This window comes from Lysinibacillus sp. FSL H8-0500 (genome assembly GCF_038051955.1).
GTDB classification, from domain to species: domain Bacteria; phylum Bacillota; class Bacilli; order Bacillales_A; family Planococcaceae; genus Lysinibacillus; species Lysinibacillus macroides.
Genome location: NZ_CP150292.1, coordinates 2,648,102 through 2,674,856 on the forward strand (window position 1 = coordinate 2,648,102; position 26,755 = coordinate 2,674,856).

General features: G+C 40.8%; 32 protein-coding genes. 10 read left to right on the top strand and 22 right to left on the bottom strand.

The annotated features are described in order from the left end of the window. The first annotated feature begins 13 nt into the window (after positions 1-13). The gene (locus MHB44_RS12675) at positions 14-355 is read left to right on the top strand and encodes a hypothetical protein (protein WP_341299453.1); all 342 of its coding nucleotides are present in this window, start codon (positions 14-16) and stop codon (positions 353-355) included. A gap of 27 nt (positions 356-382) precedes the next feature. On the opposite strand, the gene MHB44_RS12680 is transcribed toward MHB44_RS12675, so the two are convergent. From MHB44_RS12680 to MHB44_RS12690, 3 genes are all read right to left on the bottom strand, one after another. Further along, entirely contained in the window at positions 383-1,078 is a 696-nt protein-coding gene (locus MHB44_RS12680; protein WP_341299454.1) for an NAD-dependent deacylase, read from the bottom strand. Between the two features lie 57 nt (positions 1,079-1,135). Then, on the bottom strand, positions 1,136-1,735 hold the full coding sequence (locus tag MHB44_RS12685; protein WP_341299455.1) for a trimeric intracellular cation channel family protein: 600 nt from the start codon (positions 1,733-1,735) through the stop codon (positions 1,136-1,138). A 242-nt stretch (positions 1,736-1,977) separates the two neighbouring features. Further along, positions 1,978-2,892 carry a helix-turn-helix transcriptional regulator gene (locus MHB44_RS12690; protein WP_341299456.1) on the bottom strand — a complete coding sequence of 305 codons (915 nt, stop codon included), beginning with the start codon at positions 2,890-2,892 and terminating at the stop codon, positions 1,978-1,980. Positions 2,893-3,044: 152 nt separating this feature from the next. Here MHB44_RS12690 and modA point away from each other — a divergent pair, with 152 nt between their 5' ends. Both modA and modB read left to right on the top strand, forming a co-directional pair. Next, the gene (gene modA, locus MHB44_RS12695) at positions 3,045-3,836 is read left to right on the top strand and encodes a molybdate ABC transporter substrate-binding protein (protein ID WP_341299457.1); all 792 of its coding nucleotides are present in this window, start codon (positions 3,045-3,047) and stop codon (positions 3,834-3,836) included. After that, positions 3,837-4,493, top strand: a complete 657-nt coding sequence (gene modB, locus MHB44_RS12700; RefSeq protein WP_341299458.1) for a molybdate ABC transporter permease subunit — start codon at positions 3,837-3,839, stop codon at positions 4,491-4,493. Between the two features lie 53 nt (positions 4,494-4,546). Here the strand turns inward: modB and moaD are convergent, their stop codons facing one another. Genes moaD through MHB44_RS12725 form a run of 5 tightly spaced genes read right to left on the bottom strand, consistent with a single transcriptional unit; the run spans position 4,547 to position 8,043 of the window. Then, positions 4,547-4,780 (bottom strand): molybdopterin converting factor subunit 1, encoded by a 234-nt coding sequence (gene moaD, locus MHB44_RS12705; protein ID WP_341299459.1) that lies wholly within the window; start codon positions 4,778-4,780, stop codon positions 4,547-4,549. Position 4,781: 1 nt separating this feature from the next. Continuing rightward, positions 4,782-5,240 (bottom strand): molybdenum cofactor biosynthesis protein MoaE, encoded by a 459-nt coding sequence (locus MHB44_RS12710; RefSeq protein ID WP_341299460.1) that lies wholly within the window; start codon positions 5,238-5,240, stop codon positions 4,782-4,784. Further along, complete coding sequence (gene mobB, locus MHB44_RS12715) at positions 5,228-5,761, bottom strand: molybdopterin-guanine dinucleotide biosynthesis protein B (protein WP_341299461.1); 534 nt, start codon at positions 5,759-5,761, stop codon at positions 5,228-5,230. The genes MHB44_RS12710 and mobB overlap by 13 nt, the downstream gene beginning before the upstream one ends. Further along, positions 5,722-7,014 (bottom strand): gephyrin-like molybdotransferase Glp, encoded by a 1,293-nt coding sequence (glp, locus tag MHB44_RS12720; RefSeq protein ID WP_341299462.1) that lies wholly within the window; start codon positions 7,012-7,014, stop codon positions 5,722-5,724. Before glp ends, mobB begins: the two co-directional genes overlap by 40 nt. Positions 7,015-7,026: 12 nt before the next feature. Beyond that, positions 7,027-8,043, bottom strand: a complete 1,017-nt coding sequence (locus tag MHB44_RS12725; RefSeq protein WP_341299463.1) for a thiazole biosynthesis adenylyltransferase ThiF — start codon at positions 8,041-8,043, stop codon at positions 7,027-7,029. 98 nt (positions 8,044-8,141) lie between these two features. Here MHB44_RS12725 and MHB44_RS12730 point away from each other — a divergent pair, with 98 nt between their 5' ends. From MHB44_RS12730 to moaC, 3 genes are read left to right on the top strand one after another with little or no spacing between them, the layout of a single operon-like run. Then, on the top strand, positions 8,142-8,636 hold the full coding sequence (locus MHB44_RS12730; protein WP_341299464.1) for a MogA/MoaB family molybdenum cofactor biosynthesis protein: 495 nt from the start codon (positions 8,142-8,144) through the stop codon (positions 8,634-8,636). After that, the gene (locus MHB44_RS12735; protein ID WP_341299465.1) at positions 8,633-9,223 is read left to right on the top strand and encodes a molybdenum cofactor guanylyltransferase; all 591 of its coding nucleotides are present in this window, start codon (positions 8,633-8,635) and stop codon (positions 9,221-9,223) included. The genes MHB44_RS12730 and MHB44_RS12735 overlap by 4 nt, the downstream gene beginning before the upstream one ends. Further along, positions 9,216-9,698: a cyclic pyranopterin monophosphate synthase MoaC gene (moaC, locus tag MHB44_RS12740; protein ID WP_341299466.1), complete on the top strand. Its 483-nt coding sequence runs from the start codon at positions 9,216-9,218 to the stop codon at positions 9,696-9,698. Before MHB44_RS12735 ends, moaC begins: the two co-directional genes overlap by 8 nt. A 133-nt stretch (positions 9,699-9,831) precedes the next feature. Here the strand turns inward: moaC and moaA are convergent, their stop codons facing one another. The 3 genes from moaA to MHB44_RS12755 all read right to left on the bottom strand — a co-directional run bounded on the left by moaA (position 9,832) and on the right by MHB44_RS12755 (position 12,027). Beyond that, the gene (gene moaA, locus MHB44_RS12745) at positions 9,832-10,848 is read right to left on the bottom strand and encodes a GTP 3',8-cyclase MoaA (protein ID WP_341299467.1); all 1,017 of its coding nucleotides are present in this window, start codon (positions 10,846-10,848) and stop codon (positions 9,832-9,834) included. Next, on the bottom strand, positions 10,849-11,610 hold the full coding sequence (gene fdhD, locus MHB44_RS12750) for a formate dehydrogenase accessory sulfurtransferase FdhD (protein WP_341302972.1): 762 nt from the start codon (positions 11,608-11,610) through the stop codon (positions 10,849-10,851). Positions 11,611-11,679: 69 nt separating this feature from the next. Continuing rightward, entirely contained in the window at positions 11,680-12,027 is a 348-nt protein-coding gene (locus MHB44_RS12755; protein ID WP_053994606.1) for a DUF2294 domain-containing protein, read from the bottom strand. A 474-nt stretch (positions 12,028-12,501) separates the two neighbouring features. Here MHB44_RS12755 and fdhF point away from each other — a divergent pair, with 474 nt between their 5' ends. Further along, positions 12,502-15,459 carry a formate dehydrogenase subunit alpha gene (gene fdhF / locus MHB44_RS12760; protein WP_341299468.1) on the top strand — a complete coding sequence of 986 codons (2,958 nt, stop codon included), beginning with the start codon at positions 12,502-12,504 and terminating at the stop codon, positions 15,457-15,459. Between the two features lie 4 nt (positions 15,460-15,463). Continuing rightward, positions 15,464-15,943: a DUF1641 domain-containing protein gene (locus MHB44_RS12765; RefSeq protein ID WP_341299469.1), complete on the top strand. Its 480-nt coding sequence runs from the start codon at positions 15,464-15,466 to the stop codon at positions 15,941-15,943. Between the two features lie 45 nt (positions 15,944-15,988). Here the strand turns inward: MHB44_RS12765 and MHB44_RS12770 are convergent, their stop codons facing one another. The 4 genes from MHB44_RS12770 to MHB44_RS12785 form a co-directional block, all read right to left on the bottom strand. Then, complete coding sequence (locus MHB44_RS12770) at positions 15,989-16,279, bottom strand: hypothetical protein (protein ID WP_053994603.1); 291 nt, start codon at positions 16,277-16,279, stop codon at positions 15,989-15,991. Between the two features lie 31 nt (positions 16,280-16,310). Continuing rightward, a complete protein-coding gene (locus tag MHB44_RS12775; RefSeq protein WP_341299470.1) occupies positions 16,311-16,499 on the bottom strand; it encodes a hypothetical protein in 189 nt (62 codons plus the stop codon). A 291-nt stretch (positions 16,500-16,790) separates the two neighbouring features. Beyond that, positions 16,791-17,318 (bottom strand): PA2928 family protein, encoded by a 528-nt coding sequence (locus MHB44_RS12780; RefSeq protein ID WP_341299471.1) that lies wholly within the window; start codon positions 17,316-17,318, stop codon positions 16,791-16,793. A 153-nt stretch (positions 17,319-17,471) separates the two neighbouring features. After that, positions 17,472-17,780: an antibiotic biosynthesis monooxygenase gene (locus MHB44_RS12785; RefSeq protein WP_341299472.1), complete on the bottom strand. Its 309-nt coding sequence runs from the start codon at positions 17,778-17,780 to the stop codon at positions 17,472-17,474. Positions 17,781-17,862: 82 nt separating this feature from the next. Here MHB44_RS12785 and MHB44_RS12790 point away from each other — a divergent pair, with 82 nt between their 5' ends. Beyond that, on the top strand, positions 17,863-18,549 hold the full coding sequence (locus MHB44_RS12790) for a helix-turn-helix domain-containing protein (protein ID WP_341299473.1): 687 nt from the start codon (positions 17,863-17,865) through the stop codon (positions 18,547-18,549). Between the two features lie 27 nt (positions 18,550-18,576). Here the strand turns inward: MHB44_RS12790 and MHB44_RS12795 are convergent, their stop codons facing one another. After that, on the bottom strand, positions 18,577-19,443 hold the full coding sequence (locus MHB44_RS12795) for a DMT family transporter (protein ID WP_341299474.1): 867 nt from the start codon (positions 19,441-19,443) through the stop codon (positions 18,577-18,579). A gap of 153 nt (positions 19,444-19,596) precedes the next feature. On the opposite strand from MHB44_RS12795, the gene MHB44_RS12800 reads away from it, so the two are divergent. After that, positions 19,597-20,925, top strand: a complete 1,329-nt coding sequence (locus MHB44_RS12800; RefSeq protein ID WP_053993626.1) for a transposase — start codon at positions 19,597-19,599, stop codon at positions 20,923-20,925. A gap of 209 nt (positions 20,926-21,134) precedes the next feature. Here the strand turns inward: MHB44_RS12800 and MHB44_RS12805 are convergent, their stop codons facing one another. The 6 genes from MHB44_RS12805 to MHB44_RS12830 all read right to left on the bottom strand — a co-directional run bounded on the left by MHB44_RS12805 (position 21,135) and on the right by MHB44_RS12830 (position 26,714). After that, positions 21,135-22,403, bottom strand: coding sequence for an MFS transporter (locus MHB44_RS12805; protein ID WP_053994599.1), 1,269 nt, complete (start codon positions 22,401-22,403; stop codon positions 21,135-21,137). Positions 22,404-22,438: 35 nt separating this feature from the next. Further along, positions 22,439-23,098 (bottom strand): metalloregulator ArsR/SmtB family transcription factor, encoded by a 660-nt coding sequence (locus MHB44_RS12810; protein ID WP_053994598.1) that lies wholly within the window; start codon positions 23,096-23,098, stop codon positions 22,439-22,441. Between the two features lie 216 nt (positions 23,099-23,314). Then, positions 23,315-24,184: a metal ABC transporter permease gene (locus MHB44_RS12815; protein ID WP_341299475.1), complete on the bottom strand. Its 870-nt coding sequence runs from the start codon at positions 24,182-24,184 to the stop codon at positions 23,315-23,317. Beyond that, entirely contained in the window at positions 24,181-25,053 is an 873-nt protein-coding gene (locus MHB44_RS12820; protein ID WP_341299476.1) for an iron chelate uptake ABC transporter family permease subunit, read from the bottom strand. The genes MHB44_RS12815 and MHB44_RS12820 overlap by 4 nt, the downstream gene beginning before the upstream one ends. An 11-nt stretch (positions 25,054-25,064) precedes the next feature. Then, positions 25,065-25,793 carry a metal ABC transporter ATP-binding protein gene (locus tag MHB44_RS12825; protein WP_341299477.1) on the bottom strand — a complete coding sequence of 243 codons (729 nt, stop codon included), beginning with the start codon at positions 25,791-25,793 and terminating at the stop codon, positions 25,065-25,067. Between the two features lie 9 nt (positions 25,794-25,802). Continuing rightward, the gene (locus MHB44_RS12830; protein ID WP_341299478.1) at positions 25,803-26,714 is read right to left on the bottom strand and encodes a zinc ABC transporter substrate-binding protein; all 912 of its coding nucleotides are present in this window, start codon (positions 26,712-26,714) and stop codon (positions 25,803-25,805) included. Positions 26,715-26,755 lie beyond the last annotated feature (41 nt).

Below are 26,755 nucleotides of genomic sequence, written 5' to 3' on the forward strand. Positions count from 1 at the left end.
TGATTTTTTCATAATGGCGACACCAGAGCAGCTACAAATACTCGAAGCAGACATTGAACAAACATTATTTACATTAATTGACCTAGCATTAGATGAAAACTACTTAGAGATGAATGAGCATTTTGCCCAATTACTTGCAAAGGTGCAGGCAGCACAGTTAATTGATTATAAGCTTGATGTGCTTGTAGACCCGCAAGCATTTGCACCTGAAACACGTATACTCCTACTAAGTTTAATAGAAGCGAAAGCAAGGCCTCGAAAAAGGAAAAAGCTGCTAACACATCGTATTATTTTAAAAATATGGCTCCGGAAAAATCAGCGCTATCTAAAAGAAATTTTACCTCAAATGTTTTAGGCGCTCCTTTACTTGCTAAGGGCGCCCTTATAATTGTTGCAACACCTCTTTTATTTTTCCCGCAATTGTTAGATCGAATTGGGTTTTATGCTGTGAAACATCTAAATTAATATACACCGTTTTTCCCGTTGTCATCATAGGCAGTTGATTGACAGGGTACACTTCGAGGCTTGTGCCAATGACAAGAACAAGCTCAGCAGCTTTAATTGCCTCTATAGATATATGCCAGCTTGCCTGTGGTAGGCTTTCTCCAAATAACACAACATTTGGGCGTAGCTGTCCACCGCAATGTATACACTCAATCTTGTCAAAGAAATGCTCCATTGCAGCAGCTTGCTGGCAGCGATCACAACGAATGGTGCGTATGGAGCCATGAAGTTCCTCCACTCGTTGACTACCTGCCAATTGATGAAAACCATCTACATTTTGCGTAGCAATTAAGGAAACCATTCCACTTTTTTCCCAATCTGCTAAAATATGATGCCCTTCATGTGGCATCGCTTTTGCTAAATTTTCAATACGCATTTTATAGAACTCATGAAATAATGCATAATTTTGCGCTAATGCCTCCGTTGTCGCGACAGTGCGAGGATCAATATTGTTCCACCAGCCTGATGCAGAGCGAAAATCAGGAATACCACTTTCCGTTGACATGCCAGCACCTGTTAAAATAACGGTATTTGTCGAGGCATGTAGCCATTCACGTAATCGTTCGATTGTCATTGTCATTCCTCCATTCCACCATACTATTTCGACAAGAAGATTTGTTTTCCTGTCAATTTATTTAGATTGCTTCACAGGAAATGTAAACATCCATTTATAATTGACAGCTATCATTCGAATAAAGACAATCAACACAACAATAATGGATAATTCAAGCGGACTACTCCAGCCAATCCAAATACAAAAGGCACATAAAAAGGTCAATACAGCATGAATTTCCTCCCTTAATGCCAGTGGTGTTCGGCCAGCTAACAAATCACGAATCATTCCGCCGCCAACCCCTGTAAACATACAAGCAATCATAATAATGCCTAGATCATGATCTAAGCTTTTGGCTAGTAGTCCCCCCTGTATCGCAAAGGATGCAAGCCCAATCGAATCAAAGAAATAGCCCCAGCGGTTCCAGTGATGGATCCAATTTCTTTTTATAAATAAAATAGCTGTTAACGTTATCAGTACCACTAATAACGATTGACGATCCCATATAGCTGAAACTGGTATATCGAGTACAATATTGCGAATAATAGAGCCACCGTAAGACGTTACAAGTCCAAGCACAAATATGCCAATAAAAGAATAGTTAGCCTGTAATGCCACAAATGCTCCACTGATTGCATACGCAATAATGCCAATTATGTGTAATACTGCCCAAGTCACTTCATCACTCCCCCTTTATGTTTACAGCAAAAAGCCCACCATAAAATAGCTGCGCATCTGCTACGCAAGCTATTTTATGGTGGGCTAATACCTAAGCAGTTGTCCCTACTTATTTATCCATCTCACCATTCATTCATAAAAAATTTCATGGACATGAAGCAATTCAACAATTACCTAACGACCATAAAATTTTCTAATCAAATTGTAATTGATTTCATTTTTTAACTCAATATAAATTTTCATTAAAGTGTTTCATAAATAATCTGCCCCATTTGGCTAATATCATAATCCCCTAGTGCCGCCACCTCTGCCTGAAAATCTGCTGCTGTTAAAATTTCCTTTACCGCGCGAATCAATGCTTCATTTTCCACTGTTTTAAAGAGCACAATATCATAACGCTCCTTCACCACAGGTACAAAATCAATATTCATCAGCTTGGCTATTTTTTCAATGCCTATGCCAATATCTGCATGACCATTTGCCACAGCCGAGGCTACATCAATATGGCTCCTGCCTTCATTATCATACCCCTTAATCGTCGATGGCTTGATCTGATGGATACGCAATTGCTCATCTAATAATGTACGCGCACCTGAGCCTTTTTCACGATTGATCAACTGAAATGACCTCGTTTTAAAATCGTCAAAGGAATGTATGTGTAAGGGATTGCCTTTCTGCACATAAAAGCCCGCCCTGCGTGTAATAACATTAATGAGTAGAAACGCATGGCTGACAAAAATCTTTTTAAGGTAAGGTGTATTGTAATCGCCTGAGTCACCATCATACATATGTAAGCTCGCAATATCACATTCACCATTATACATCGCCATTACCCCGTTTAAGCTACCTTCATGTGAACGCAGCACCTTAATGGCTTGTCGCTTTTCAATATATTTTGCTAATAAATCTAACACAAAATCCTGTCCACTTATAATAATTTTTTGTTGGCTTTTAGGAGGGCTGGTTACGGCTGGTGGTGTAGCTCCTGTTTTGCGCTTTTGTATATAGCTTTGCAAATCTGCACGATCCACCCGCATTTGGCGACCAACGCGAAAAACAGGTAAATCTCCCTTTTTCACCAAATCATAAATCGTTAATTTCGACACCTTTAATAATTGTGCAACCTCTTCAATTGTATAGGATTGTTCTTGTGACATATAAAAATTCTCCCCCTGTAGACCGCTTCCATCTATCGTAACGTATTTAGCACACTATGAACATCTTGAAATTTCATATTCCATTTTTATTTATAACTGATTATAATTAGTTATATCTTGTTATAACGAATTATAAAAGGAGCCTTATTCATATGAAAAAATTTTATCGTTTCTTTTCTGCATTCCTACTACTCACTTGTATGATAGCAGGCTGTAGTAACCAAGAAAAAGATACACAAGTAAGCAACGAACCTATCGAATTAACCATTTCTGCGGCTGCTAGCTTACAAGATGCTTTAGAGGAGTTAAAAACAACCTATGAAAAAGAGCATGATACTATCACATTGCTCTATAACTTTGGTGGTTCAGGTGCATTACAGCAACAAATTTTAAACGGTGCGCCTGCTGATCTATTCTTTTCAGCAGCAGAGGACAAATTTGATGCACTCGTAGAAAAAGATATGATCACTGCGAACCAAGGAACAGACCTTTTAGCAAATGAGCTTGTCTTAGTTGTTCCGAAAAATAATAACAAACAGATTCAATCTTTTGAGGATTTACCACAGGCTGATAAAATTGCACTCGGTACACCTGAAAGCGTTCCTGCTGGGCAATATGGTATGGAGACATTAAAAAATATGAATCTTTGGGAAGCAGTAGAGCCTAAAGTGGTTTATACAAAGGATGTACGCCAAGTGCTAACGTACACAGAAACAGAGAATGTAGATGCTGGTATTGTTTATAAAACAGATGCCCTTGTATCAGAAAAAGTGGCGATTGTGGCAACTGCCAGTGATACGCTGCATACACCAATTATTTATCCTGTAGGGGTTATCAAGGATAGCCCACACGCACAGGAGGCGCAAGCTTTTTATCAGTTTTTACAAAGTGATGAAGCGATGGTTGTCTTTAAAAAGTACGGCTTTAAAGGCGCTCAAGAATAAATGAGTGCCGATTTCTGGTCTCCTGTGAAACTATCCATTGAAATTGCCTTTGTTGCAGGCATTCTTGCCATAATCGCAGGGATTTTGCTTGGCAAATGGATGGCTACTTGCCATTTTAAAGGGAAGTTATTACTCGAAACCGTATTGCTACTGCCACTAGTACTGCCTCCCACAGTTGTAGGCTTTTTGTTAATTATTATATTTGGCAAAAATAGTGTCTTTGGGCAGCTACTTATATGGCTGTTTCACCAGCCCGTGATGTTTACATGGTGGGCGGCTGTGATTGCCTCGACCATTGTAGCCTTTCCGTTAATGTATCAATCGGCTAAAACGGGCTTTGCCTCTGTAGACCCAGATATTGAAAATGCTGCGCGTATAGATGGTGCGAATGAATGGCAGGTTTTTCTCTATATATCCGTGCCGCTTGCATTGAAGGCCCTTGTTTCAGGAGGCATACTCAGCTTTACCCGCGCTTTAGGTGAATTTGGGGCAACATTAATGTTTGCTGGCAATATTCCAGGGAAAACCCAAACAACGCCACTTGCCATTTATATGGCAATTGATGGTGGCAATATGTCGCTTGCTTGGGCATGGGTACTGTGCATGATTGGCATTTCGTTTTTAATGCTGCTTAGCATTCATCTGCTCAAAGTGTAAAGAGGTAGTCGGCTCCCCACCAACTACCTCTTTCCTATGATTGAATGCTGTTGTTATCCTCCGCTAATTGGTGGAATAAAGGCAATGGTATCACCTGATTGAATCATCGTTGTATCTGTGGCAAACTCCTCATTGATGGCCACCATTATAGATTGCAGTGATAGCTGTGGATATTGCTTTTCCAGCCAAGTCTTTAGTTGACCCACTGTAATATGCGACAGCTCTACTGCTAACTTCGACTCGCCCACCACTTCCTGTAAATGTGCAAATAATAGTATATGAATCATGCTAGTCCTCCTTGTCAATAGATGGCTGTCCCTGAGGATAAGGGATATTTTCTAATTGATCGCCTATCCATTCACTGCCATCTTCCCAAAATTCCTTTTTCCAAATCGGCACAATTTGCTTCATGCGCTCAATGGCATATTCATTTGCCTGATAAGCCATTTTACGATGGGGAGATGACACAGCAATAACAACTGCAATATCAGAAATTGCTAAATGCCCAACGCGATGTGTAATTGCCACCTTTGCTTCAGGCCATTGTTCCTGAATTTCTTTGGCAATCTGCTCAAACATTTTCACTGCCATTGCTGGATAGGCTTGATATTCTAAGTGTAGTGTTTTTTTGCCATTTGTCAGCTCTCTTACTGTGCCAATAAATAGCGTAATCGCCCCTGCATTGCGGCTAACTACCTTTTGGCGTACTGCCTCCACATCAATTGGTTTTTCTGTTATGTTAAACAATCATTTCCCCTCATTTCTGTCCATAAAAATTCCATATACCGTGCTGGGTCATCTATTGAAAAAGCTGGAATCGCTAGTGATTTATCCACTATACAGTCCTGCCAATAGAGCACACAGAGAATATTCGACACTTGTTGCAGTAAAGCTTGGTCTTGTGCTGCTCGTAAAAGTACGACCTTTGGATAAGGTTCTTTTTTATAGCCCTCAACTAAAATCAAGTCCATTGGCAAGTTGGCATAAATCGCTAATATATCGGCAAGCTGCCAGCTATTTTGATGAATGCTTAGACGTAATGTTCCATCGCCCTCTACTGCTGTGACGCTTGCTCCTGCCTGCTCATGGCGCAGACTATCTTTCGTTGTTTCGATCATGGGAATACCACCATGTCCATGATGCTTAATGGCTCCTACACGTAGCCCTTGCGCTGTCGCGTGTGCAATTAATTGCTCCATCAAGGTCGTTTTCCCGCTATTTTGATAGCCTACGATTTGGAGGATTTTTTGATATTGTCCCAAGGCCATTCACTTCCCTGCAAGTCTTCTAGCAATAAAACGGCCACCTGCCTACCCTTTTCATAGCCTCTTGAACCGCCTGGTAACATAATAAAGGCATTGGCTGCTGCTAGAGAAGAAACGGCGCTCGATTTATCAAAGCCAGAGGGTACAGTAAAAAGCTGCCCTTCCTCATAATAGGCACTTGCTCGTACAAAGCGTGTAAATGGATTTGGCTTGGTAAAATCTGCTCCTAGTACGGCTTGTTCTCTACGTAAATGTGGCTGCTGATTGCCAACGGCTGTACGAATAATTGGACGTACAAAAAGTTCAAAGCCCACATAGCAGGCGGATGGATTGCCAGAAAGCCCGAATAATAATTGTCCATTGCGAGCAGCTACTGTTGTGACACTACCTGGGCGCATGGCTACTTTATTAAACAAGACATCCGCTTGAATGGCTTGATAGATGGCAGGTAAATAATCATAATCACCCACTGATACCCCGCCTGTCGTTATTAAAATATCCACTTCCTGCAATGCTTTTCCAACGATTTCAATACATAAGTCAAGGTCATCACTAAGCTTGCCAAAGTATTGAACCTCCGCTCCTGCACGTTCAATTTGTGCCATTACCATATAGGCATTACTATTACGAATTTTGCCTGGCTGTAACGCTTCCTCTGGCTCTAGTAGTTCACTGCCTGTCGCAATGACACCGACCGTTACTTTGCGAAACACTGGTACTTGCTGGTAGCCAAATGTGGCAAGTAACGCCATCACACCTGGATTGATGTATTGCCCTGCAGTAATAAGCGTTGTTCCCTGTCGCACTTCTTCGCCTTTATAGGAAATATTTGTTCCTGCTGCAAAGGAGCGTTTAATGGACATATAGGTTTGATGATTTACCTCAAATGTCTGGGTTAATTCAAGCATGACAACGGCATCACAGCCCTTTGGAATCGGCGCACCTGTCATAATCCGTACTGCTTGTCGATAGCCAACGTCCTCCTCATAGACAAAGCCAGCCCCAATTTCCCCTACAACCTGAAAACGAACAGGATGCTCAGATGAAGCCTCTTGACTATCAATGGAGCGGATCGCATAGCCATCATAGGGTGAACGATCAAAGGCGGGTATATCCTGATCTGTTACAATATCTTCTGCAATAAAACGTCCATATGCTTGTGTTAGTGGCACAAGCTCTTTTTTGGCTGGAAAGGCATAATGCATCACACGTTGCACAGCCTCACCTACAGCAATCGGTTTTCTTTTTTCTACCATTTCATCCACTCCTTAGCCTAATAAACGATAGTAAATGCTTTTCGCTTGTTGAATATCTTGAATACCATGAATCACAACTCGTCCATCCTGGAAAATAACAATGCGATAATCCGTTGCTTGGCAAGCTAGCAAATAAGGATTAAGCTGAATCTCACCATACGGACGAAGCTTAGTTGCCAACTGCTCTAATTGATAATAAATCGGCTTGGCTGGTCGAATTTGAACCGCATCACGACCACATAATACTGCTAATTTTGTTTGATTGTCATAAGATAAATAGGGGTATGTAGGGTTTTGACCACAGGATGGACAATCATCCTGTTGCATTGTATCCACATTGATTTCATAATGCTGATTTTGCCATACATCAAAGGTTAAATAGCTTTTGCGTAAGGCTTTCTTATCCCCCACTGCTAGCTTTAAAACCTCAGCCACTTGATAGGCAGCTACAATTTGCACAGCTGGACTAATAATGCCTACCGTATCACAGGTCATTCCAGTACGAGGCATCACCTTTAGCAGGCAATGCAGGCATGGTGTTTGCCCCGGTATAATCGTATAGGTCGCGCCATAGCTACTAACACAGGAGCCGTATACCCATGGAATGTCATATTTTTGGGCAAGGTCATTCATAAGAAAGCGCACATCAAAATTATCAGTGGCATCCACCATCACATCGACATCTGCCAGCAGTGGCTCTAATGATGCGGCACTGGCATCCATAATAGCGGCATGAATGGCTACCTCTGTGTTAATTTGCTGGAGTCTTTTTTTGGCTGCAATCACCTTTGGCATTTTGTCTTGTGCATCTTGCTCCGTATATAATTGCTGTCTTTGTAAATTGCTCCACTCTACATAATCACGGTCAATAATCGTTAGCTTGCCAATGCCTGATCTTACAAGTGCCTCTGCGCTCGCACTACCTAATGCGCCAACTCCAACAATGAGGACATGTTTTTGCCCAAGTGCTTGCTGCCCATTCTCACCAATTGGGCGAAATAATTGTTGTCTTGAATATCTATTCTCCATAAACATTTGCCTTTCTTTCTATGAATTTTCGTTTGACCTTTTCGTTGATAGCATTATAATGAAAACAATGTTTGACAGCGTGAAGGAGGTTTTTATCAATGCATCCCACACATCAGCAGCTATCGATTCAAGCTGCCATTTTAACTGTAAGTGATACCCGTACAAAAGCAGATGATCGCAGTGGACAGCGTATTCACTCATTGCTGCAAGAGGCTTCATTTGATATTATAGACTATCAACTAACAAAGGATGAACCACCGAGCATTTTGCACTATATCCAGCAGTGGTGTGCGCATCCTGACATTAATACCATTATCGTGACAGGTGGTACAGGATTTACACCAAGAGATCAAACCTACGACACCATTGTTCCTCTTTTTGATAAGGAGATGACGGGGTTTGGCGAATTATTTCGCATACTCAGCTATGAAGAAATTGGACCGAAAGCAATGTTTAGCCGTGCCACAGCAGGTAGCTGCCAACAAACAGCCATTTATCTATTACCAGGCTCAACTAATGCCGTCACACTCGCTATGACCAAACTGATTAACCCTACTGTGCAGCATTTTGTTGGTGAGCTGAACCGCCTATGAATATTGCAGGTGTTCTATTAGCAGGTGGTCAATCCTCCCGCTATGGCCAGCCTAAAATGTTTGCGTTATTTGCTGGCCAGCCATTATATAAACAGAGTCTTACAGCATTACAGCAAAGTCAATTAGACCCAATCATCATAGCGACAAATGCCAGTCTACAGCCATATTTTACAGAGGATCATGTTCAATGGCTAATTGATAAAAGGCCACATCAAGGGCCTCTTTTTGCCCTACATACAATTCTCACAGCCTATCCTGAAGTGGAGTGGTTTTTTATCGTTGCCTGTGATATGCCGTGCATGAATGCACTATTTATTCAACAAATGCTTGGCTTTATCGATGATCAGTATGATGCCATTGTGCCAAGGCAAGGGGAACGCTACCAGCCACTAGCGGCATTATATCGTCGCACTGCATTAGCCAAAACAACGGCGCTGATCCAGCAAAACAAACGCAATATGAAGGTGTTATTAGAGCAGCTTCGTGTGTGCTATGTGCCATTTACAGAGCATGAGCCCACATTTATTAATATCAATGCGCAGCAAGATTGGGCGCAAATCGCTAACAAGGAGAGCAACCATGACTAAATTTTCACACTGGAACGAAGAAGGCCGTCCGAAAATGGTCGATATTTCAGCGAAAGAAATTACAACACGAACAGCCACTGCGCGCAGTACCATTACCCTATCTGATGAGGTCTATCAAGCCATCCAACAAGGTGGCATAAAAAAGGGCGACCCTACACATGTAGCACAAATTGCTGGGATTATGGGCGCGAAAAAAACAGCCGATATTATCCCAATGTGTCACCCCATTATGCTACAGGGAACAGATCTGCAATTTGACTATACAAAGGCAAAAGATGGCTATGAGCTCCATATCCAAGCAACGGTGAAATGTAGCGGAAAAACAGGTGTTGAAATGGAGGCACTCACGGCTGTCTCCATTGCAGCTCTAACCTTTTACGATATGTGTAAAGCCGTTGATAAAACAATGGTTATTAAAGACACCTATCTGGTGGAAAAAACAGGTGGTAAAAGCGGCACATTTATGCATAAATAAAGGGTTTTTACAGTCTCCCCGTCCCTGAATTAAACATTTTTTATGCTTGGAATTCGCATCAAAAACATCTGTTCATATAGGATAAACAAAAAAATCGGACAATGACTGAGCCGATTTTTTTGTTGGTCCTTGCTTATCCGCCAATATGAGACATTTCAATTTTCGCGCTTTGTCTTTTCGCTCTCGTCTGCTCATTGCGTTCATCTGAGTAACGATCTGTTCGATCGCCCCAGACATGTGCAATGTGCTGGCGAATCGTTGCATCATCCTGCCCTGTGCGTAACAGCTCTCTTAAATCCGTGCCTGCTGTTGCAAATAAGCACGTATATAAGGTTCCCTCTGCCGATAGACGGGCACGCGAGCAGGTGGAGCAGAAAGAATCCGTGACGGAAGAAATCACACCAATTTCACCTTGCTTGTCCTGATATTGATAACGTGTCGCCACTTCTCCTTTGTAGTTTGGGGCAATGGCTTGTAACGGTGAAAATTGTTGCACTTGATCGAGAATTTCCTTTTTTGATACAACATCATCAAGCCGCCAGCCATTTGAATTCCCAACATCCATATATTCAATAAAGCGTAAAATATGCTGCTTCTCTTTGAAAAATCGTGCCATTGCTACAATATCCTGATCATTTTGCCCTTTTTGAACAACCATATTAATCTTGACCTGCAAGCCCGCTTCTGCTGCCTTTTCAATGCCCTCTAATACAGTGCTAACCTTGCCACGCTGACCGTTCATCTCAAAAAAGCGCTCATGATCCAGTGAATCTAAACTAACAGAAACACGCGATAAACCCGCCTTTGCCAATGGCTCTGCATATTTTTTTAATAAAACACCATTTGTTGTAAGTGCAATATCCTCAACGCCCTCAATCTGATGAATACGTTCAATTAATGTGGGCAAATCACGACGTAATAGCGGCTCACCACCTGTAATACGTATCTTTTTCACCCCTAATGCCACAAAAATGGTGACTAAGCGTTCAATCTCATCAAAACTTAAAATTTTAGCAGATGGTAAAAATGCGTAATCTGGACCAAATACTTCTGCGGGCATGCAATAGCGACAGCGGAAATTACAGCGATCTGTCACAGATATTCTTAAATCTCTTAATGGTCGTTGGTATTGGTCTTGTAGATTCGTCATTTAATCTCCTTCTTTCAATACCTCATTTGTGGGTAATAAAATGCGTTGTGCGTGTGTATAAATATTCAATGTGTTGCGGCGAATAAAGCCTACTGCTGTAATCCCTAGCTGCTCTGCCAATTGTAGAGCTAATTCTGTGGGTGCTGATTTCGACAGCACAATTTCACAGCCAATCTTGGATACTTTCAGTAAAATCTCCGATGATATTCGCCCACTAAAAACAATAATTTTACCTTGCATACTGATGTTGTTGCGCAGACAATGGCCATAAATTTTATCTAAAGCATTATGACGGCCAATATCCATGCGACTTAACACAATGCCATTGACATCGCATAGTGCCGCATTATGCACACCGCCTGTTTTTTTAAAAATATCAGCACTATCCTGCATCGCAAGCATTAAACGAAAGCAATCATCAGACGTAATTTGCACATGGATGTCGTCCATTTTTTTCGCTACTAATGCATCATTTGTAAAAACAAAGCCTTGACGACTCATGCCACAGCAGGATGTAATATAGCGTTTATTTTGTGTTTGCTGATAGTAAGGATTGACATGCTTTGTGCGAATATGGACAAAGCCCTGTTGTTCCTGATACCATATTTCCTCAATATCCTCATAGCTGCGGATCACACGCTCAGAGGCAAGATAGCCAATGACCATATCCTCCACATACTCAGGCGTACAAACCATCGTGACAAATTCCTGTCCATTAATCTTGACTGTCACCGCATATTCTGACACAACGAGATCATTCATTGTTTTCACTTGCTGATTGTCCACACGTAAAATTTTCCTTGTGATGGCTCGCTCCATATGGCATCCTCCTTACTCACTGATGTTCTTGTCAAAAACAAAGACAGAAATCGCAAAATCCTCTTCAATTTTAATGTCTGAAAAGAGGTGGAGTAATTGACTGCCCATTAATTCCTCCATTCCTTCAGGCGGTGATTGTGTATATAAATCTTGAATCATACTTGTGCGAGCTGTACGTACCATCTGTAGCCCTTCAGGTGTACTGGCAATAAATTTTTCGGTTGGTGTAAGATTGCCATATAAAGTGGACACAGCCATATTATCCACAAAAACGGTATGAATACGCTCTGGACCTTTCCCAAATATTTCTTTGCGCAGCTTTCGAATGATATCGTTAAATTCATGTACCTTTTTAGACATAGCTATGCTTCCCCCATCGTTCTAAGACTTTTGGATGCCGTCTCTATCAGGGTCACCCTTACAGTTTGTTAATGATATAGTAACTTGCAAAAAAATAAAAGGGCAAATATTTTAGGCAATCCATATTGTTCATTTAACCAAAAAGGACTATAATGGTGAGGAACAGTAATGGAATTAAGCTATTTTAATGGTTGAATTCTATTGTTACGCACATAAAAGTAGATTGAGTTTTTAGCAAGACCTGCTAAGAATTTTATCCACCATGAAGCATAAACATGTCCAAGACGTGTTTTTTCATGGTGGATTTTTTTATGCGAACATTGAACAACTTGCTACACTCTAGCAATTTAAGTGTAGCTTCAAGGTTATGAAGGAATTACAATAATAGCAAGACAATCTTTTACTAAAATCATTCACTTGATATGTTATTCCCTTTTTCTTTGAAGCTATAACAATTGTTCTAGTCAACTTAACATGCAAAAGGAGGAAGACCCCTTGACTCAAATCAATATTAATGGCGTACCGTATGATGCAACAGAAGGCGCTACAATCCTTGATATCATTAATCAGCATGACATTGCCCATCCTCAAATTTGTCATGTGCCAGCTGTTGACCCTATTGAGACATGTGATACATGTATCGTTGAGGTAGATGGCCAATTAGTGCGTTCCTGCTCAACGAAAATTGCTAATGGCATGGATGTTTTACTAAATTCAGAAAAAGCAAAGGCTGCGCAAACCGAGGCAATGGATCGCCTACTGGAAAATCACCTACTTTACTGTACGGTTTGTGATAACAACAATGGCAATTGTACATTACACAACACCGCTGAGCTAATGGAAATCGAGCATCAAAAATATCCATACAAGCCAAAAGTAGAGCCAAATGAGGTGGATATGTCCCACCCATTTTACCGCTATGATCCCAATCAATGTATTGCATGTGGGCAATGTGTAGAGGTTTGTCAAAATTTACAGGTAAATGAAACACTGTCTTTAGATTGGGAGGCAGAAAGACCTCGCGTTATTTGGGATACGGGCGTGGCGATTAATGATTCTTCCTGCGTAGGCTGTGGGCAATGTGTCACTGTCTGTCCGTGTAATGCCCTAATGGAAAAATCCATGCTTGGAGAGGCTGGATTTATGACGGGGCTTAAGCAGGATATGTTAGATCCGATGATTCATTTAATTAAAGAAGTGGAACCCGGCTATAGTGGTATTTTTGCGGTATCTGAAATCGAAGCAGCGATGCGGAGTAAGCGCACGCGAAAAACAAAAACCGTCTGTACATTCTGTGGTGTTGGTTGTTCGTTTGAAGTGTGGACAAAAGATCGCAAAATTTTAAAAGTACAGCCTTCAGAGGGGCCAGTAAATGCCATCTCTACCTGTGTAAAAGGGAAATTTGGCTGGGACTTTATCAACTCGGAGGAGCGTATTACCAAGCCTTTGATTCGTAAAAATGAGGAATTTGTAGAAGCATCTTGGGATGAGGCACTCGATTTAATTGCTACAAAGCTTGGTGGTATTCAGCAGCAATATGGCCCTGGCTCTGTTGGCTTTATCTCCTCGTCTAAAATTACGAACGAAGAAAATTACTTAATTCAAAAAATGGCACGTCAATTGTTTGAAACAAATGATGTAGATAATTGCTCTCGTTATTGTCAATCCCCTGCTACGGATGGTTTATTACGTACTGTTGGTATGGGTGGTGATGCTGGGACAATCAAGGATATTGCCAAGGCTGGTCTTGTCATTATTGTTGGAGCTAACCCAGCGGAGGGGCATCCTGTTTTAGCAACGCGTGTCAAACGTGCTCATAAGCTGCATGGACAGAAATTAATTGTTGCGGATATTCGTAAGCATGAAATGGCAGAGCGCTCCGATATTTTTATGCGTCCAAAGCCAGGAACCGATCAAGTTTGGCTAATGGCTGTAACCAAATACATCATCGATCAAGGCTGGCATGATGAAGCCTTTATTCGAGAAAATGTCCTTTATTTTGATGATTTTAAACAGGTGCTTGAAACCTATACACTTGATTACGCTGAGGAAATGACGGGTATTAGCAAAGAAACATTGATCGAAGTGGCTGAAATGATTCGTGATGCAGACGGCACATGTGTACTTTGGGGTATGGGTGTAACACAAAATACTGGTGGCTCTTATACTTCAGCAGCTATTTCAAATTTACTTTTAGCAACAGGTAACTATCGTCGTCCAGGTGCTGGAGCCTACCCGCTGCGTGGTCATAATAATGTACAAGGCGCCTGTGACATGGGGACATTGCCAAATCTATTGCCAGGCTATCAACAAGTGACAGATGATACAGCCCGTGCCAAATTTGAAAAAGCCTATGGTGTTAAAATTCCATCACAGCCAGGACGTAAAAACGGACAAATGCTTGATGCGATCATGGAAGGCAAAATGAAGGCCATGTATTTAGTGGGTGAGGATATGGCGCTTGTGGACTGTAACGCCAACCATATAGATGAAGTGCTGTCACAATTAGATTTCTTCGTTGTGCAGGATTGCTTCCTATCACGTACAGCGCAATATGCAGATGTGATTTTACCTGCTGCACCATCACTTGAAAAAGAGGGAACATTTACCAATACAGAACGTCGTGTGCAGCGGCTGTATCAGGTTTTACCAACTCTTGGTGAGTCAAAGGCAGACTGGGAAATCCTTCAAGCAGTGGCACGTCGCCTAGGGGCAGATTGGCATTATAATCATCCAAGTGACATTTTCGATGAAATGGCGAGTCTATCTCCCCTTTTCTCACAGGCTAACTATGATGTTTTAGAGGGCTGGGGTAGCTTCTGCTGGGGTAGCCATGATGGCACAGATACACCATTATTATATGAAGACGGTTTTAATTTCCCTGATAAAAAAGCTCGTTTTGCTTTAAACGATTGGGTGCAACCAGTTGAATTTGAGGCACAGTACGATTGTCATATTAATAATGGTCGTATGCTTGAACACTTCCATGAAGGAAATTTAACCAATAAATCACAAGGGATTCAATCAAAAGTACCTGAAATTTTCGTTGAAGTATCACCAGAATTGGCAAAAGAACGAGGCATTGCAGATGGCGCCCTACTCCGTTTAGTGTCTCCATATGGTGCCTTAAAGCTAAATGCCCTTGTCACAGATCGCGTGCAAGGAAATGAATTATTCTTACCAATGAACTCTGTTAGCAAAGATTCAGCCATTAATTTTTTAACGGGCCCTGCTGCAGATGTCAATACATCAACACCAGCATATAAGCAAACAAAGGTGCGAGTAGAGGTGCTAAAACCAAAAGGGAAATCGCCGCTTCCGCGTACAAACCCACGCTATAAAAAGCGGCATCCTCAAAATGGTGTTGAGGTACAACGAAAATGGAATCGTCCTGGCTATGTTCACTTAACAACCATTAACGAAAGAGAGTGAGAGTATGGCTGTACCCATTACAAAAATAAAAAAGCTGCAATTCACAGAAGAGCAACTCAAGGAACAAAAATTAGCCAATCTGCAACAGCTGCTGTCAGACAATGAAGAAACGGTCAATCAGGTTTTTAGCATTATGGCGGAGTTAAATGATATTGGTGCATTAGAGGCAGCCATGAAGCTATTAGAAGCCAAAGAGGAAGTTGCCCATATTGCTCTTGAACAATTAACACGCAAGCCAGTGACCAATATGATTAATAATCTAATGGGCGTTGCTGGCGCATTGACTGAGCTAAATCCTGAAACAACGGCAAAGCTGGTTGAAGGCTTAAATGCTGGGGTAGAGGAAGCTAACAAAGCACTTGAAGCCGATGAAAAAATAAGTGCCTTTAAACTTGTGAAAATGCTCAATGATCCAGATGTCAATCGAGCTGTTCAATTTGGCGTCCATTTCTTAAAAGGACTTGGCAAAGGGTTAAAAGAATAAATTATAAAATCCGCGAGTGTGCTTGCTACACTACGCGGATTTTTCTTATGAATAGCCTGCCTTTTTCAATACTTGCATAAAATAAAAACGGTAGGTGTTTTGGACAAAGGTTTCTAATGGTAGTCCAACATGTAGCTGGTATTTGGTAAAAATAAAATAAAATCGTTTATTCCATTTTAAACGTAATAATGCACCAGCCTCCTCACCATATTTGTCCGTAAATTCCTCGATTAAGGGCTCAATCATGCTAGAGCAATATGCTTTTAAATTGGCCAGTGCCTCTCTATCCTTGTCCCTTTGAAAGCGTATAATCCAAGCTGCTACTTGTTCATTCATGATGTTTCACCCTTCCTGTATGTAGTGCTATTTACGAAATAGGTCGATTCCAGCGTAAATGATAGGTTACATGAATTTTTCTTGTGTCTTTATCTACTATTAGCAAATGATCTCCCGTTTGAATAATATAATTATTATCTAATGTATGAACACTAGGCTGCTTCTGATATGAATTCACTCTACCTATATTGATTTCCCAGCCAATTTGGTGCTTGTTCATATCATACAGCACGAGTAGATGATCTGCACTTTCACGCTTTGTTTGTCGGTAAGAAAGAAGCGCTGTTTGTGCCTGTATATCTACATCAATTACTTTTGGATCTAAATTTTGATAGGCTTTTATAGCAGGCTCCTCTAATATCCTACTACTAAACGCACGAATTTCTTCATCATCCTTTAAAAGCTGCTGATGGACAGCAAAATAGTGAGGTAAGGTTGTTTCAAGGAAGAAACGTGTTGCTAAATCTTCCTTCGCCTGCGGGTCTTCACTTAAATGTTTACCATCATAGCATTAAAACTTGCCATCAACACCCTCTACATATAAATTGTTTTGTAAAGCAACGATATCATGTGCACCATTACTTAAAATATCAATGAGTGCCTTGTGTTGTTGCCGAAATTCTTTTTCAGAAAGTAGCTCTTTTCCTGTTTCAATATCTAAGAGCGACAATTGTCCAAACTCACCATTACGATGATGAACAAGCAAACCATCCATAAAGTGGCCAATAAGCTTTTCTTTATGGGAGGCAGATTTTACCCATTGCTTCTCACCCGTTTGCAAATTAACCGCAATCATTAAATAATGCGAAATTATCTGGGTAATACCAAGAGATACACCATTATTTTCAAGTCCTCGCACCATTTGAACAGCAATGTCCTGCTCTTCATCCGTATAAATAGCTGATTCCGCCTGAATGGGAAAGCCCCGCCCCGCTAACCCAAAAATAAACATGGCAAAATTGCTGGCACTAAAAAAAGCAATTAATAAAATGATAGCTGTTACAACACGGCTACGCTTTATAATTAAGAAACAATACAAGTAACATTCCTATGCTTAGTACAATCCCCAACACCATATCATGGAAAAGCCAACCGTTAAAGCGCCAGGAATATATGTATCGCTGAAGAAATGGCTCCATTTCTTCACCTTCTACTAAAATAAGTATAATCCAAGCTCAAGCTCTCCTAGCTGCTATTTTTTAAAAGAATACGCTTTAAGCATTTGGCAAATTTCCACATTGTATGCCGTATACCATTTATCTTTACCCAATTGCTGTGCTATTAAATGCTTTGCATGTTCCTTCCATGCTTGAATAGCCTCTAATGATGCCCAATAAGACACCGTAATTCCCTTTCCTTCCTCATTTCTTACACTCTCAGCACGCAGAAAACCAGGCTGCTGCTGTGCTAAGGCATCTATTCTTTCAGCCATTTTGCCATAGCCCTCCTCGTCCTGCTCCGTTCTTTGTGATGTAAAAATCACTGCATAATATGTTTCCATGTCGTTCTCCTCCTTATTTTTATTGTAAATGATCATTACTTTCCCTAAAATCAACTATAGAAAACTGAAAGGATTGTGACACATGGGAATTAATCCAAATATGGCTGAAATAGCTGCACTGCTTGGCGAGACATCAAGAGCAACAATACTTGCTAGTATGATGGATGGTCGCTTTCATACAGCTAGTGAACTTGCCTATATGGCCGCCATCAAACCGCAAACAGCTAGCTTTCATCTTGCTAAATTAGTAGAAGGTAAACTAATAAAAGTTGAAAAGCAAGGCCGACACCGTTATTTTCAATTAGCGAGTGACGACATTGCTCAATTTCTTGAAGCTTTCCTAGCCATCTCCCCTCCACCTGAAGTTCGTTCTTTAAAGCAATCGAGTCAAATCAAATTATTGCAGGCTGCTAGAACTTGCTATGATCATCTGGCTGGTAAGCTAGGCGTTCAATTGACGGAATCATTGGTGGCAGCAGGCTATATAAAGCTGGAAGAAAAACAATTTATACTGACCAATGAGGGCACTTTATTTTTTACCTCATTCGGCATTGATATAGCTGCTTTAAAAAGACAACGGCGCTCCTTTTGTCACGCCTGTTTAGATTGGAGTGAGCGGCGTTATCATTTAGCTGGTGCACTAGGTAGTGAACTATTAAACCGACTCCTCGAGCTTGACTGGCTAACTCGTGTTCCATCCATTCGCGCCATTAAAGTAACAGAGAAAGGGAAGGTCGGCTTTAAAGAAATATTTCATTTAGACTGCTAAAATAGAAAGGAACTTGAAGATCGCCTGCTAGTCTCTTTTTTTACTAAAGGTACGATTCACTAAATAAATGCCAATGATAATAAATAACCCACCGATCGCTAACGATGGCTTTAATGGTTCATCTAATAACAGCCAGCCTGTTAAAACACCGAAAAAAGGAGCTAAAAATAAATACGCACTTGTTTTACCTGGATCGCTATTTTGCAGAAGATAGTACCAACCTGCAAATTGAACAATGGAGGAAAAGATAGTCAGCCAAAACAAAATAAATAATGACTGCTGATTTATGACAAAGAACGGTTGCTCTAATAAGAAGCTTCCTAATAAAAGGAGTAGCCCGCCAAATAGCATTTGATAGGCTGATAAAACCCAAGTATCAAATAATATCCCCCATTTTTTAGCTAAGAGTGTTGCAATGGCCCAAAAAACAGCTGATAAAAATCCAAATAGAAGTCCGATTTTCAATTCAACCTGGGCGCCCATTGTAATAATGACGCCTATTAAGCCAAACAAAACGCCTATCCATTGATAGAGTTGGTAACGTGCTTTGATAAAGATCGTGGCAAATATTACAACCAGTAATGGATTTGTAAATGTTAAAATTGAAGACTCACTTGCTGTAATGGTCCGTAGACTTAAAAAAATACATCCCATGACACCAGCCGTTTGAAAGGCCCCAATCATCAATAGCTTGCTCCATTCTCTCTTTGAGGTGGGATGGGGTCTTTTGAACAGCCTAACAACAACAGCCATCATTATTCCTGCCAGTATAAAGCGAAGTGCTGCTAGTAACAAAGGCGAGGAATATGGTAATCCTAATTTAACGATAGCAAACGATGAACCCATTAAAAAGGTCGTTACAACTAATAAAGCAATAAATTGATAGTTTTTCATAGAAAATCTCCTATCCTAATTTAATAATTGAGTTAATTTCATAATTCTAACCCCTTGTCTCCCAAGGGTTTCAAGACAATAAAAAACGGGCACCTCCCCATTTTGGTATAATTTAAGTGACCAAACCAAAATCAACCAAGAGGTGAATGCCCTATGACGATTGTAAAACAAATGAGCCTTTTTGACATCCATGAATTATTGAAAATGGAAAGTTCTCGTCGTTTTGATGCGATTTTAGCCACTTTCGATGTGCAGCCGATCTTTCAGCTATTTCGAAAGAAGACGATGCGTGGTGCTCCACGTGAATGTAATTACGGGGCGATGATTCAATCATTGATTATTCGCATTGTCGAGCGTATCCCAACCGTTAAAGATTTGGTCAATCGTTTAACGGTTGATTTTGTCTTTCGTTTAGATTGTGGCTTTTTAGTTTCGGACACCGTGCCATCTGAAGCCTCGTATTCACGTATGGTCGACGCGATTAGTCAATCAGATGTGTTAGATCGCATGCACGATGAACTGATTCAGACTGCTTTTACAGAAGGTTTTCTTGAAGAAGAACATCTTGGTTTTGACGCGACACATTTTGAAGCGAGAGATGCCGCAAAACCTTCTGAGAAAAAAGAAATCGCTCCGAAAAAACGGGGGCGTAAATCAAAGGAAGAACGTGCTGCCTGGCTCGCTGAACAAGCCGAAATCGAAGCGAATCAAACGACTTATGAAAAGAAGTTGGAAGTACAAATAACCATTCCATTGATGACTCTTTGGCAAGAAATTCCCATTGAACCAAAGTGGGGCATTAAGAAAAATAGCGATGGTAAAAACACATTCTGGTACGGCTTTAAAGGGCATTTAGCTGTTTCGACAAAAAGCCAGTATATCGTGGCGCGTCTGATGTCTTCCGGAAATCTGAGTGATAGTAAAGCGGCGATTCCGTTACTAAAAAAGGTGAATCACATCATGCCTAACCATTTCACAACGGCCATTTTCGATGCGGGCTATGATTATGAAGCGATTTATCGCCAAATATGGATACATGAGATGAAACCTGTGATTCCTTATGTGAAAAGACGCGAAGGCGAAATGGTTGGTTTTGATGAGCATTTCCGTCCAACCTGTGTGCGTGAACATAGCTACTGTTACGACAGCTTTGATGAAAAATATCAGACGCTTAAGTTCACGCGTCCAAAAGAATGCGCAACCTGTCCATTACGTGAGGATTCGCTCTGTCAAAAGGTATTTAAAATTAAATGTGAAACAGATCTCCGCAAATACACGTATCCAGCACGTGGCTCCGTAGTATGGAAAGCAATTTATAAGGAACGCACAGCTGTCGAACGAGTAAATGCCTATTTAAAGCAATTCTTTCAGTTAAACAACGTCCGCCACAGAACCGGTAGAAAAGCCAAACTGCACTTCAATCTCGTGACGTTTATTTATAATGCCTGCAAATTAGCAGTCGATCGTATGAATGTATTTTGACAGCTTCAAAACAACGCAACGTAATTTTAAAAAATTAAAAATCAGGCACAGGAGCAGTCTAAGCTCTTAAAAAAATCGAATTATGAAATTGATTCAATTATACTAATTATAAACAGAAAGTAGTTCAATGCTTATCGAAGTATGGATTACATCTATACTATTCCACTTAAAAATCTTACCCAAAACAACAAGGGTAAGATTTTTGACTGTTATGAAGTTGCCCTTCTTGACCAAATCACCACAGGAATCAATAGTAAGGATAGCAGCCCTCCTGCCAAGGACAATGCTGCATAGCTTGAATTTGCCACTACCATCCCTGAGAGTGCACCACCAGATGCACCTGCCAGCGCAACAAAGACATCCATTTTTCCCTGTGTTTTTGCACGGGTGGAGGGCTCTGTCGCATCAACGATTTGGGCCGTGCCACTAATTAAACCAAAGTTCCAGCCTAATCCCAGCAAGGACAGTGCTACGATCAGTAAAACCATCGAATCACTTGGTGCAAATGCAGCTAAGAGACCTGCCAATAATAATGTAATACCGGAAGCAATACTCATCGCTGTTCGCCCTATTTTATCGACAAGAATACCTGTTACAAGCGATGGCAAATACATAGCGCCAACATGGAAGCCTATTACAACACCAACCTCTGCTAGCCCATGCCCATGATGCTTCATATGTACAGGTGTCATAGTCATAATCGCCACCATCACAATTTGCGTTAACACCATAACCGTTGCCCCTACAGCCAGACCTCTTTTATTGCTGGATGTAGGTAAGGTTTGGGCTTTATGTTCTTGATTTTTTTGCTTATGGGTTTCAATCGCCTTTGCAATTTCTAAAGGATCAGGGCGCAACATTATAAAAAGCACTAGACCTGCTAGAATAAAAGCAGCAGCCGATAATAGAAAAGGCCCTGCCAGCGCTGGAATGCCAACGGATAGTGCCACTTTCCCCATGAGCTCGACAAGATTGGGGCCTAAAACAGCGCCAAATGTTGTCATTAGCATGGTTGTACTAATGGCTGTTGCTCGCTGCTTGCTATTGGCTAAATCGGTACCAGCATAGCGTGCCTGTAAATTGGTTGCCGTACCCGCACCATAGATTAATAGAGCAGCAAATAATAAAGGTACATTATTTAATACAGCTGCCATCACAACGCCAACAGCCCCTAACCCGCCAACAATAAAGCCCCCTGATAAACCCAAGCGACGTCCATAACGCTGGGACAGCTTCCCTACAGCAAAAGCCGCTACTGCTGACCCTAAGGTAAATAATGCAGACGGTACACCTGCATAGGCATCTGTGCCCAGCATTTGTTGAGCCAACAGCGCACCCACTGTAACCCCCGCTGCAAGGCCTGCTCCACCAAAAATTTGCGATAAGCTAACAACAAATAATACACGTTTATATAAGCTTTTTAGTTTTTCAGGTGACTCTATATACGTCTCTACCGAAACTTGTGCTTTGTTAAACATTTTTCTCCTTCTTTCCATCATCGTCATAATTTTTATTAGCTATTATTTGTTTTTAGCCATTGCGCCCAATCTTTTATGCCTTCCTCTAATCGAAAAGCATTAATGCCTTGTGCCTTCAACATTTCTACAGCCTGTGCTGACATTAAGCAATAAGGCCCTCTACAATAAGCCACAATATCAATGTTCGTTGGTAAAGAAGCTAGTTGTTCCTCAAGCTCTTCAATAGGAATCGACAGCGCTCCTGGGATATGCGCTTTCTCAAATTCCTCTTTCGGTCGAACATCAATTAATAAAACCTCACCTTGCTCCATACGAAGCATCAGTTCTGAAAGTGGTACACCCTCTATTCCAAGCTGCTGATTTAAAAAGGCTTCCTTGATTTGCTGCACTTGTAGCAATTGCTTTTCAGCTAGAGCGTGGAATGTTGTTAAAAAATCAGCAATGATGTCATCTGCTAATTCATAAATAACAAAATTCCCCTCCTTCGTAAACGTTACTAACCTCGCATGTAAAAGTGTTTGCAAATGCTGGGACACATTCGCCACTGACATATCTGTATGTTTGGCTAATGCGTCAACAGATTTTGGCCCTTGAGAAAGAATATCGAGAATTTCTAATCGTTTAGGGCTTGATAAGCTCTTTCCTATTCTAGCGAATTCTTGATACAATAAATCCTTTAAATTACGCTCACTCAATATAGCTAGCCACCCTTCAATTATTCAATAAATTACTTGAATAGTTGAATATTAATGCTTTATTTTTCCATTGTCAACCACTAAATTTACTTCATCAAAATAAGCCACTCCTGTTGATAGCGTTTTTTAACGAAAATACTATTTTTACATAGAGCTTTACTTTGAAATTGCCAAGAAAAAACCCCGTTCGATAAACATATCCAACGAGGCTGCTCATTAAGTTATTTTTAGTTTATGCATATGTGCCTTTCTTTTACGCTCAATTAGTTTTTGACCGATTAAGACAATCATAAATAGCATACCTACAGCTGCTGCCATCATCCCTGCAATGGAAGTATCCCAAAGCTTTGCTAAATAATAGCCAATTATAGCCGCCAACGCACCAAACAACATGCTATAGAGAAACATTTGCTTAATCGTTTTACTTATTAAATAGGACGTTGCAGCTGGGCCAATTAACATGGCAACGACTAAAATAGCGCCTACACTATCAAATGCAGCAACGGTTGTAAAGGAAATCGATGTCATAAAGGCATAATGAAGAAAGACAATCGGCAGACCAATCGATGCGGCATACACAGGATCAAAGGTTGCCAGCTTCATTTCCTTAAAGAACAAGACAAGGAATGTTACATTAATTATTAGCACGAATAATAGCATCCAGACAGCTTTCGGCATGGTGATACCAAGCAGTGACCATTGATTCCACGGCACAAAAGCAATTTCTCCCATTAAAACATGCTCAACATCTAAATGCACGTTCCCCGCAAATAGTGTAATAAGCAGAACACCCGCAGCAAATAACGATGTAAAGACTACCCCAATCGCAGCATCCTCCTGAATCCCAGAGGAATGTAATAATTGCACAAGATAAGCCGTTAAAATACCCGCGAGTGCTGCCCCAACAAGCATCCAAAAGCTATTCAGTGTTTGTGTAAGGATATAGGCCATTACAATGCCAAATAATACCGTATGGCTAATGGCATCCGCAATCATGGCCATTTTCCGCAGTATTAAAAAGACACCTGCAATCCCACAGGTAATGCCCACTAGCAGCCCTGTAACAATTACCCAAAATTCAATCATCCTACATCACCTTGCTTTCGAAACTGTCTTTTTCGATAATATTGACGAATTTGGCCTGTAGGACTAATAAAATAAGAAATAAAAAATATCCCTGCTGCCACCAATACAATAATTGGCCCTGTCGATAAGCCTGTTCTGATTGCGCTAATAAAGGTACCTGCTATACCAGCAATACCACCAATAGCGGCACTGAGAATTAGCATTGAGCTTAATTTATTGGTCCAGAGCTTCGCACTAGCAGCAGGGATAATTAATAGCGCAGACATTAAAATCACACCTACAGCTTGAATGCCCGTAACAATCGTCATGACAATTAGCACGGTTAAGGTTGCCTTTAACCTCTCGATCGGCAAACCAATGCCTTTTGCATAAACAGGGTCAAAAATAAGCAGTTTCCATTCTTTATAGAATAGAAGACTTACCACAATAATAATGATGGCACTCATAAACAGCCACAGTAAATCTGCCTTTGTCATGGTTGCCGCTTTCCCAAAAATAAAGCTATTCAGCCCGCTTTGATTGCCAAGTGGACTACGATTGACAACCGTTAAAAAAACAATGCCAATACCAAAAAATACTGTAAGCACCAACCCAATGGCTGCATCTGCTTTTAATTTTGAAAATGATACAATCCATTGAATACAATAGACAGATAAAGCAGAGGTAATGCCCTCCCCAAGCATTAAAATCGGTAATTCCTTTTGTCCTGTTAGCAGGAACGCCAGCGCAATGCCTGGTAATGCTGCATGTGCCGCAGCATCACCAACTAGACTTTGCTTTTGTAAGAAGGAGAAAGTACCTGTAATGCCAGCCGCAATGCCAAGTAACATTGTTCCGCTTAGTACCCATAATAAGTTACCACTTAACATCGTGACCCTCCCTACACATGCTGCATCATAAAAAGTTTGCCACCATAGGTTTTTTGTAATTGCTCTGGTGTAAAAACATCCTCTGTTGCGCCTGCTGCTAAAATTGTTTTATTTAATAAAATGGTATAATCAAAGTATTCTTTAACGGTTTGCAGATCATGATGCACCACAAAAATACTTTTTCCCTGTGCCTTTAAGTCTTTTAAAATATCAATAATCGTCTTTTCTGTTGCCGCATCCACCCCTGCAAATGGCTCATCTAAAAAGTAAATATCGGCATTTTGGGCAAGGGCTCTTGCCAGAAAGACACGCTGCTGCTGTCCTCCTGACAGTTGCCCAATGGAACGCTCCGCAAAATCCTGCATCCCAACACTTGCTAAAGCCTGCCGAGCAATTAATTTATCCTGCTTGGATGGTCTTTTCAATAAACCCATATGACCATAGCGTCCCATTAACACAATATCAAGTGCATTTGTAGGAAAGCCCCAATCAACGGCATTGCGCTGAGGGACATAGCCAACGACTAAGCTTTTGGGCTCAAATGCTTTCCCTAAAATTTTAACTCTCCCTACTTTATTAGGAAGCTGATTTAAAATCGCCTTTAAAAAGGTTGACTTGCCTGCCCCATTTGGCCCAATAATGGCAGCCAAATGTCCTTGCGGTACTGCTACGCAAGCATTTTCTAATACAGTTTTCTTATCATATGCCACTGATAAATTTTCCACTGCTAATGCATACATCTGCTTCACCTACTTTAGTGCATCAACAATTGTGTTGATATTATGCTGATACATCCCAATATATGTGCCTTCTTCCGTGCCCTCTGCGCCCATTGCATCCGAGAACAGCTCTCCACCGATAACAATATCGTGTCCTTTTTCCTTTGCACCTTCAATAACAGCCTGCATCGCTTTATCGGACACACTTGACTCAACAAAAATCGCCTTAATCTTATTAGCCACTAAGAAATCTACCATTTCCTGCACATCTTTCACACCATATTCTGACTCTGTGCTAAGCCCTTGTAAGCCACGTACCTCAAAGCCTTGACTTCTACCAAAATAGTTAAAGGCATCATGAGCCGTTACTAAAATACGTTGCTGCTGTGGAATTTCATTGACACGCTCTTTTGCATATGCTTGTAATTCATTCAATTCCTTTACATACTTTTCTTCATTCTTTTGGAAATCCTCTTTAAATTCTGGATATTCTTCTTGTAATTGCTCACTAATCGTCTTTGTTACTTCTTTCCAAATATCAATATCAAACCAAATATGTGGATCGTGTAGCATGGCATGATCATCACTAGCAAGTAGCTGTTTTTCATCTACTGTTTCACCGACAGCTACCACCGTTTTATCCTTGGCCATTTGCTCAAAAATATCGAGCATTTGTCCTTCTAAATGTAAGCCATTATAAAAAATAACCTCTGCTTTTTCTAATTTGGATAAATCACTTTGTGTTGCCTTGTATAGATGTGGATCTACGCCTGATCCCATTAATGCAGATACCTGTAAATGATCGCCACTAATTTCTTGAATGACATCTGCAATTTGTCCTGTTGTTGCCACAACAATACCTTCTTTCTCTCCTTCTGTTGTCGCTGAACAGCCAAACAACAGCGAGAGTGATACGGCCAATACGCCTAATAATTGTTTCATTCCTTTACCTCTTCTTTCTTGTTTTGAGCGATTGCTTGAAA